Below are 7,588 nucleotides of genomic sequence, written 5' to 3'. Positions count from 1 at the left end.
CGAACCTGTGACCCAATGATTAACAGTCATTTGCTCTACCAACTGAGCTATCGGGGAACATCTTGAACACGCGGCAGTAGTATACGTAACGAGAAACTTCCGTCAAGGGCATCAAGTGGTTGGCATCCGCCCTTTGAACTACTTCACTAATACGAAAGCGCCCACCAGGACACCTAGCGGACGCTTCTCGATTCTGGTGGCTACGCCCTGACTCGAACAGGGGACCCCATCATTATGAGTGATGTGCTCTAACCAACTGAGCTACGTAGCCCTTCCAGCGCGGGCAAATTATGCCCGCTGCCGAACCGCTTGGCAACCGCCTTCAAGGCCCCTCTTATCCATCGATACCGATGAATTCTTTTACCGCAGGCAGACCGGACTCACCCTTCACGGTGGTAACCCCTTCGAGCCAGGCGTCGAGTACGCCGGGATTGTCCTGCAGCCAGCTGCGGGCCGCCTCGCGCGGCTTGTCGCCCTCATCCATGATGGCGGCCATGATCTGGTTTTCCATTTCCAGCGTGAACGTCAAATTTTCGAGCAATTCACCCACATTGGCGCACTCCTGGACATAGCCGCTGCGCGTGTTGGTATGGACCGTCGCACCTCCCAGGTTCGGGCCGAAATAGTCATCGGCGCCTTCTAGGTAGGCCATATCGAAATTGGTATTCATGGGATGAGGCTCCCAGCCCAGGAACACCATCCATTCCTCGCTGCGGGTCTTGGATTTCAATTCGGAGAGCATTCCTGCTTCGGAAGAGTCGATCAGCTGCCAATCACCCAGGCCGGAGAAATCATCGTCAATCATGTTCTGGATGATCATGTTGCCGTCGTTACCCGCTTCGATGCCATACAGCTTGCTATCGAACTTTTCCGCATATTCATCGAGATCCGCGACGGAGGTGACGCCTGCATCATGCACATACTGCGGCACCGCCAGGGTGTACTTGGCCCCTTCGAGGTTGGTCGCTACCCGATCCACCTGCCCTTTTTCGATATAAGGATCGCTGATCGACGCCATGGAAGGCATCCAGTTGCCCAGAAAGACGTCGAAGTCGCCATTTTTCATACCGGCATAGGCGATCGGCACCGACACGGTATCGCTACGGGTCTCGTAGCCCAACCCCTCGAGCACTTCGCTGGCAAGCGCAGTGGTGGCAGTAATATCCGTCCAGCCCACCTCCGCCAAGCGTACCGTCTGGCAGCTTTCAGTCACTTCGGCCATGGCTAATGAGGCGTTCAGCGTCAGGAGTCCACCAATCATGCACTGGGTAGTAAGCCTGTAATTCATGAGCGACAAACCTTTTTTATTGATTGAACGTTCAATAAACATATCCCATACTGTTCGGTATTGTCCAACATCTCGAAAACAGGCCAGTCGGGGCATCGGATAAAAGGAGACATTGCGTTGCCAAAGCTAGGAATGGAGCCCATTCGACGCCACCAGCTGGTGCAGGCCACCATGCAGGCGATCGATGAAGCCGGGCTTGCCAACACCACCATCGCGCGCATCGCCAATCGAGCCAATGTCTCCACCGGCATCATCAGTCACTATTTTGGTGGCAAGGAAGGCCTGCTCGAAGCCACCATGCGCCAAGGTGCTGGGCGAACTCGGCAAGGGCATCGCCCAGCGCCGTTCAAGAGCAGAGCGCACGCCCCGAGGGCAGATTCGCGCCATCATCGACGGTAACTTCGACGGGCATCAGGTCAGTCAATCGGTGATGAAGACCTGGCTGGCCTTCTGGGCCTCCAGCATGCATCGCGGCAATCTACAAAGGCTGCAGCGGGTCAACGATCGACGCCTCTATTCGAATCTTTGCTTTCAGTTTCGCCGCTGCCTGCCCAGGCAAGACGCCCGTGATGCGGCTCGAGGTCTCGCAGCCTTGATCGATGGCTTGTGGCTACGTGGCGCACTGGCCTCGGAAACCCTGGACGTGGAGCGGGCTCGCCGTATTGCCTACGACTATCTCGACGGCCAGCTTCAAGGGGCCGACACCTTCGCCTGAGCGAAGCCGTGTTTTGACAACTCTTACTTTGCAGGAGGATTGCATGACGTCATTGGAAACCCAGCAACTCTTTATCGACGGTAAGCGGGTAGATGCCACCTCCGGCGACACCTTCGAGATCACTAACCCAGCCAACGGCGAACATCTGGCGACCATTCAGCAGGCCTCGAAAGCGGATGTGGACCGTGCCGTTGCTTCGGCTCGCAAGGGACAGAAGATCTGGGGCGCCATGAGCGGCATGGAGCGCAGCCGTATTCTCCAGCGTGCGGTAGCGCTGTTGAGAGAACGCAATGATGAGCTAGCGCACCTGGAAACCCTGAACACCGGTAAGCCGATCAGCGAAACCTCCACGGTGGATATCGTTACCGGCGCAGACTCCCTCGAGTATTACGCGGGGCTTGCACCGGCAATTGAAGGCACCCAGATCCCCTTGCGCGAGGATTCCTTCGTCTATACCCGGCGTGAACCCTTGGGCGTAGTGGGAGCCATCGGCGCCTGGAACTACCCTATTCAGATTGCCTGCTGGAAAGCTGCTCCGGCTCTGGCTGCTGGCAATGCGGTGGTATTCAAGCCCAGCGAGGTCACCCCGCTGACCACCTTGAAGCTTGCGGAAATCTTCAGCGAAGCGGGTCTGCCGGACGGCGTCTTCAACGTCGTTCAGGGGGCTGGCGAGGTCGGCGCGATGCTCAGCGAACACGAAGGCATCGATAAAGTCACCTTCACCGGCGAAGCCGGCACCGGCAAGAAAGTCATGTCTGCCGCTGCCGCCTCGACCCTCAAGGAAGTGACCATGGAGCTGGGCGGCAAGTCGCCGCTGATCGTGTTCGACGATGCGGATCTCGAACGCGCCGCAGATGCGGCGATGATGGCCAATTTCTATTCCAGCGGCCAGGTGTGTACCAACGGCACGCGCGTTTTCGTGCAGCGCTCCGTCAAGGAAGCCTTCGAAACAAAAATTCTGGAGCGAGTGGATCGCATCAAGGCCGGCGATCCGCTGGACCCGGAGGTCAATTTTGGGCCGCTGGTCAGCTTCGAACATCTCGACAAGGTGCTGAGCTATCTGGAACTCGGCCCGCAGGAAGGCGCACGGCTGCTTGCCGGCGGCAAACGCATGACGCAAGGAGATTTTGCCAAGGGCGCCTGGGCCCAGCCCACGGTCTTCACCGACTGTACGGATAACATGCGCCTCGTGCAGGAAGAAATCTTCGGCCCGGTCATGTCGATCCTGGTCTTCGACGATGAGGAAGAAGTCATCCGCCGGGCTAACGACACCACCTACGGACTGGCGGCAGGACTCTTCAGCGAAGGGTTGAATCGCGCCCATCGCGTGATCCATCGCCTCGAAGCCGGTATCTGCTGGATCAATACCTGGGGCGATTCCCCGGCGGAGATGCCGGTGGGCGGCTACAAGCAGTCCGGTATCGGGCGCGAAAACGGCCTTTCATCACTTGAACACTACACCCAGATCAAGTCGGTGCAGGTCGAGATGGGGCCATTCCCGGCGGTTTTCTGAGGCTCATCGTGATCATGAACGACCTCTAACTTCTTTATCAGGAGATATTCATGGCGCAGCCACGAGAATACGACTACGTCATCATCGGTGCAGGTTCGGCGGGCAACGTGCTCGCCACCCGCCTGACGGAAGATCCGAATGTGACGGTGCTGCTGCTGGAAGCCGGTGGCCCGGATTATCGTTTCGATTTTCGCACCCAGATGCCGGCGGCACTTGCCTATCCATTGCAAGGCAAACGCTACAACTGGGCCTTCGAGACGGACCCGGAGCCCCATATGAACAACCGCCGCATGGAGTGCGGTCGTGGTAAAGGGCTAGGCGGTTCATCGCTGATCAACGGCATGTGCTACCTGCGCGGCAACGCGCTGGATTTCAACAACTGGGCCAAGACGCCAGGATTGGAAGACTGGAATTATCTGGCCTGCTTGCCCTACTTCAAAAAGGCAGAAACCCGAGACATCGGCCCCAATGACTATCATGGCGGCGACGGGCCAATTTCAGTCACCACACCGAAAGAAGGCAATAACGAGCTTTATGGCGCCTTCATCAAAGCCGGTGTGGAAGCAGGCTACCCGGCCACGGAAGACGTCAACGGCTATCAGCAGGAAGGTTTCGGCCCCATGGATCGCTTCGTCACCCGTAAGGGGCGTCGTTCCTCCACCGCCCGGGGCTATCTGGATATCGCCAAACAGCGGGACAACCTGACCATCGAGACCCATGCCACCACGGATCGCATCCTGTTCGAGGGCAAACAAGCGGTGGGCGTGAGCTATTCACACAAGGGAAAAGAACAGGAGGTGCGCGCTTGCCGCGAGGTGCTGCTCTGCGGCGGCGCCATCGCCTCACCCCAGATCCTGTTGCGCTCCGGGGTAGGCAACCCGGAGCAGCTCAAGGAGTTCGATATTCCGGTAGTACACGCACTTCCTGGGGTCGGTGAGAATCTTCAGGATCACTTGGAGATGTACATTCAGTACGAATGCAAGAAACCCATCTCGCTGTACCCGGCCCTCAAGTGGTGGAATCAGCCTAAGATCGGCGCTCAGTGGCTGTTTCAGGGTACTGGCGTGGGCGCCAGCAATCAATTCGAGGCGGCGGGGTTCATTCGTACCAACGACGCCGAGGAATGGCCCAACCTGCAATATCACTTCCTGCCCATCGCCATCAGCTACAACGGCAAGAGCGCGGTGCAGGCCCATGGTTTTCAGGCCCATGTGGGTTCCATGCGCTCCATGAGTCGTGGCCGAGTACGCCTCACCTCTCGCGATCCGGCGGCAGCGCCGAGCATTCTGTTCAACTACATGAGCCACGACAGGGACTGGGAAGAGTTTCGCGCCTCTATCCGCATCACTCGGGAAATCGTCGCCCAGCCGGCGATGGACGAGTATCGCGGTCGCGAGATTGCCCCAGGGCCGAATGTTCAGACGGATGCCCAGCTCGATGAATTCGTGCGTCAGAACGCCGAAACCGCCTATCACCCCTGCGGCACCTGCAAGATGGGTAACGAAAGTGACCCCATGGCGGTGGTGGATGGCGCCGGACGTGTGCATGGTCTCGAGAACCTGCGCGTCATCGATGCCTCCATCATGCCCCAGATCACCACTGGCAACCTCAATGCTCCCACCATCATGATCGCCGAGAAGATGGCGGATAAAGTGCGTGGACGCGAACCGCTGCCCGCAGCGGATGTGCCCTATTACACCATTGCCGATGAGAGGGGCGCGCACCATACGGCCAGTGCTTGACTGAAAATTGGACCCACAAACCCAGAGAGCCTCGCATAAGCGAGGCTCTCTGGTTATAGGCGTTGCTCCAAACACTCAACCAAATATGACTACACCGAAGGCTGCTGAGGATCGTCCGGCATGGGCGTGTCACCCGGCGCTAGACTGTTCAAGTGCAGGAAGTGCAGATGCCGCTCATATTGATCGAGAATGTCCTCGATCACCTGCTCCCGGTTATAGCCGGAAAGATCGTATTCCTGGCTGCCTTCGAGCAGATAGACTTCCAGACGATAATAGAACCTGCTCGAGTGCTGCGCCCGCAGCGCAAAAGATGGCGTGGCGAAGCGCCGTAGCCATATCTGATAGGTAAAATTCTGCTCATCGCCTAGGGTGACGTTAAGGGCCAGGTGTTCATTCTCCCCTTCTCCTTCGCCAATGACGCTCTCCACCCCTTGCTGCTCCAACGCCTCGCGAACGCTTTCCATCGCGGGCCTTGCAACCTCGTTGAGAAAGCGCAGGGCCTGCTTGCGACTGGGAAAGGTCATCGTCTTGGACAGGCGCTGCTTCACTCCTTGCGGCCCACGCTCGACGCTACCGGAGCGCCCAGAAAGACTCGCGGAGAGACTGGCGCGGTAGCTGTCCTCTTTGAGGCCTTCGACCTTTAGCGCCTTGAATAGCCCGAACATCATGAAAAACAGCACCACGGAAAACGGCAGCCCTGTGACCACTACCGCGCTCTGCAGCGCGCCTAACCCGCCTGCCATCAACAGGGCCAGGGTCAGTACACCGATCACCGATGCCCAGAGAATGCGCATCCAGATAGGTGCGTCATGGGTCACGTCTTCAAGAATCGAAGTGAAGTTCGACAGCACCAGTGCACCGGAATCGCCGGAGGTGACGAAGAAAACGATCGCCAGCACGGTCACCACCGTGGTGGTCAACCCGGTCCAGGTAGATTCTCAAGGAACAGATAGATCGATGACTCCGGAACGTTCATGGCCATGTCGCCGAACTCGACGGCCCCGGCCATCACCTGATCAATGGCGCTGTTACCGATTATCGACATCCAGGCCATCATGAAGACCAGCGGCAGGATCAGCGTCCCTGCCACGAACTCACGAATGGTACGTCCCCTTGAAATACGCGCCAGGAACAAGCCGACAAAGGGGCCCCAGGCAATCCACCAGGCCCAGAAGAACAGCGTCCAACCATTCAGCCAGTCCGTGGGCGGATCGAAGGAGTAAGTCTGAGTCGACAGATCGATGAAATTAGAGAAATAGTCACCAATGTTGGTTACCAGCGTATTGAGCAAGAACAGCGTATTGCCACTGAAAAGCACGAACAGCAACAGCAACAGTGCCAGCAGCATGTTGAACTCGGAAAGACGCCGAATGCCGCGTTCCACCCCAGTGACCGCAGAAACCGCGGCGAAGAACACGATCATCACCACCAGAACGGCCTGAATCAAGGTGTTTTCCGGCACATCGAACATGTAGTTCAAACCGAAATTAAGCTGAATGACACCGATTCCGAGGCTGGTAGCGATGCCGAATACCGTTCCGAGTACTGCGGCAATGTCCACGCTGTGACCGATCGGCCCGTAAATGCGTTTGCCGAAGATCGGATAAAGCGCCGAGCGAATGGTGAGCGGCAAATTATGCCGATAGCTGAAAAACGCCAGGGACATTCCTACCAAGGTGTAGATGCCCCAACCTGTCAGGCCCCAGTGCAGAAAGGTCAGCTCCATGGCATGGCGTGCGGCCGCCACCGTGCCCGGCTCTCCTTCCGGGGGCGCCAGAAACTGGGTCAATGGCTCAGCGATGCAGAAAAACAAGAGATCGATACCGATGCCGGCGGCAAACAGCATGGCCGCCCAGGAGGCCATATTGAAATCCGGCCGAGAGTGTTCGGGTCCTAGACGAATTTTGCCAAATCGAGAAAACCCCACCACCACGACAAAAATCAGATAGCTCAGTACGGCAAGAAAGTAGTACCAACCAAAGGTAGCTGAGATCCAGCCCAACACGCTGTTGATGATGGCGCTAGCAGAATCGGTAAAGACCATCGTCCATAATGCGAACAATACGATGCCGATGACAGAACCGTAGAACACGATGGGATTGAGACGATCGCCTGATGCAGCACCCTGCGATTTGGTTTCCATGGAAACTATCCTTGGACATTAAGAGGAAGTACATGCAGACGAGAGGGTAACATGCTGCCTTTTTATTTTGATTAAATGTTCAATAAAAATAAGCGCTCGATTGAAAATTTCTCTATCAGACCTTCGGCGAATTTCAGATCAGGAAACTGGTCAGTCGCAAATAATTGAACTAAGCTGACCAATTCAA

General features: G+C 57.0%; 3 protein-coding genes, 1 tRNA gene and 2 pseudogenes. 3 read left to right on the top strand and 3 right to left on the bottom strand.

Annotated features, from left to right (window positions below):
• Window positions 1-194 precede the first annotated feature (194 nt).
• Window positions 195-271: transfer RNA gene (locus CH74_RS15255), tRNA-Met, on the bottom strand.
• A gap of 63 nt (window positions 272-334) precedes the next feature.
• Window positions 335-1,222 carry a choline ABC transporter substrate-binding protein gene (locus CH74_RS15250; protein ID WP_253273091.1) on the bottom strand — a complete coding sequence of 296 codons (888 nt, stop codon included), beginning with the start codon at window positions 1,220-1,222 and terminating at the stop codon, window positions 335-337.
• 183 nt (window positions 1,223-1,405) lie between these two features.
• On the opposite strand from CH74_RS15250, the pseudogene betI reads away from it, so the two are divergent.
• The 3 genes and pseudogenes from betI to betA all read left to right on the top strand — a co-directional run bounded on the left by betI (window position 1,406) and on the right by betA (window position 5,258).
• Window positions 1,406-2,003 (top strand): annotated as a pseudogene (gene betI / locus CH74_RS15245) (transcriptional regulator BetI).
• Between the two features lie 43 nt (window positions 2,004-2,046).
• The gene (gene betB, locus CH74_RS15240) at window positions 2,047-3,516 is read left to right on the top strand and encodes a betaine-aldehyde dehydrogenase (protein ID WP_048308380.1); all 1,470 of its coding nucleotides are present in this window, start codon (window positions 2,047-2,049) and stop codon (window positions 3,514-3,516) included.
• Between the two features lie 50 nt (window positions 3,517-3,566).
• Window positions 3,567-5,258, top strand: a complete 1,692-nt coding sequence (gene betA / locus CH74_RS15235) for a choline dehydrogenase (RefSeq protein WP_048308379.1) — start codon at window positions 3,567-3,569, stop codon at window positions 5,256-5,258.
• Between the two features lie 89 nt (window positions 5,259-5,347).
• On the opposite strand, the pseudogene betT reads toward betA, so the two are convergent.
• Window positions 5,348-7,401 (bottom strand): annotated as a pseudogene (gene betT, locus CH74_RS15230) (choline BCCT transporter BetT).
• Between the last annotated feature and the right edge of the window lie 187 nt (window positions 7,402-7,588).

Source organism: Halomonas sp. PR-M31 (assembly GCF_001039575.1).
In the GTDB taxonomy this organism is placed as follows: Bacteria; Pseudomonadota; Gammaproteobacteria; order Pseudomonadales; family Halomonadaceae; genus Modicisalibacter.
The sequence above is the reverse complement of the archived record's forward strand: the minus strand, read 5'-3'. Positions and strand labels throughout refer to the sequence as shown.

Bases quoted from the DNA above. Each gene is read 5' to 3' on its own strand.
- CH74_RS15250 (WP_253273091.1), bottom strand. From the start codon at position 1,222: ATGGCCGAAGTGACTGAAAGCTGCCAGACGGTACGCTTGGCGGAGGTG.
- betA (WP_048308379.1), top strand. From the start codon at position 3,567: ATGGCGCAGCCACGAGAATACGACTACGTCATCATCGGTGCAGGTTCG.
- betB (WP_048308380.1), top strand. From the start codon at position 2,047: ATGACGTCATTGGAAACCCAGCAACTCTTTATCGACGGTAAGCGGGTA.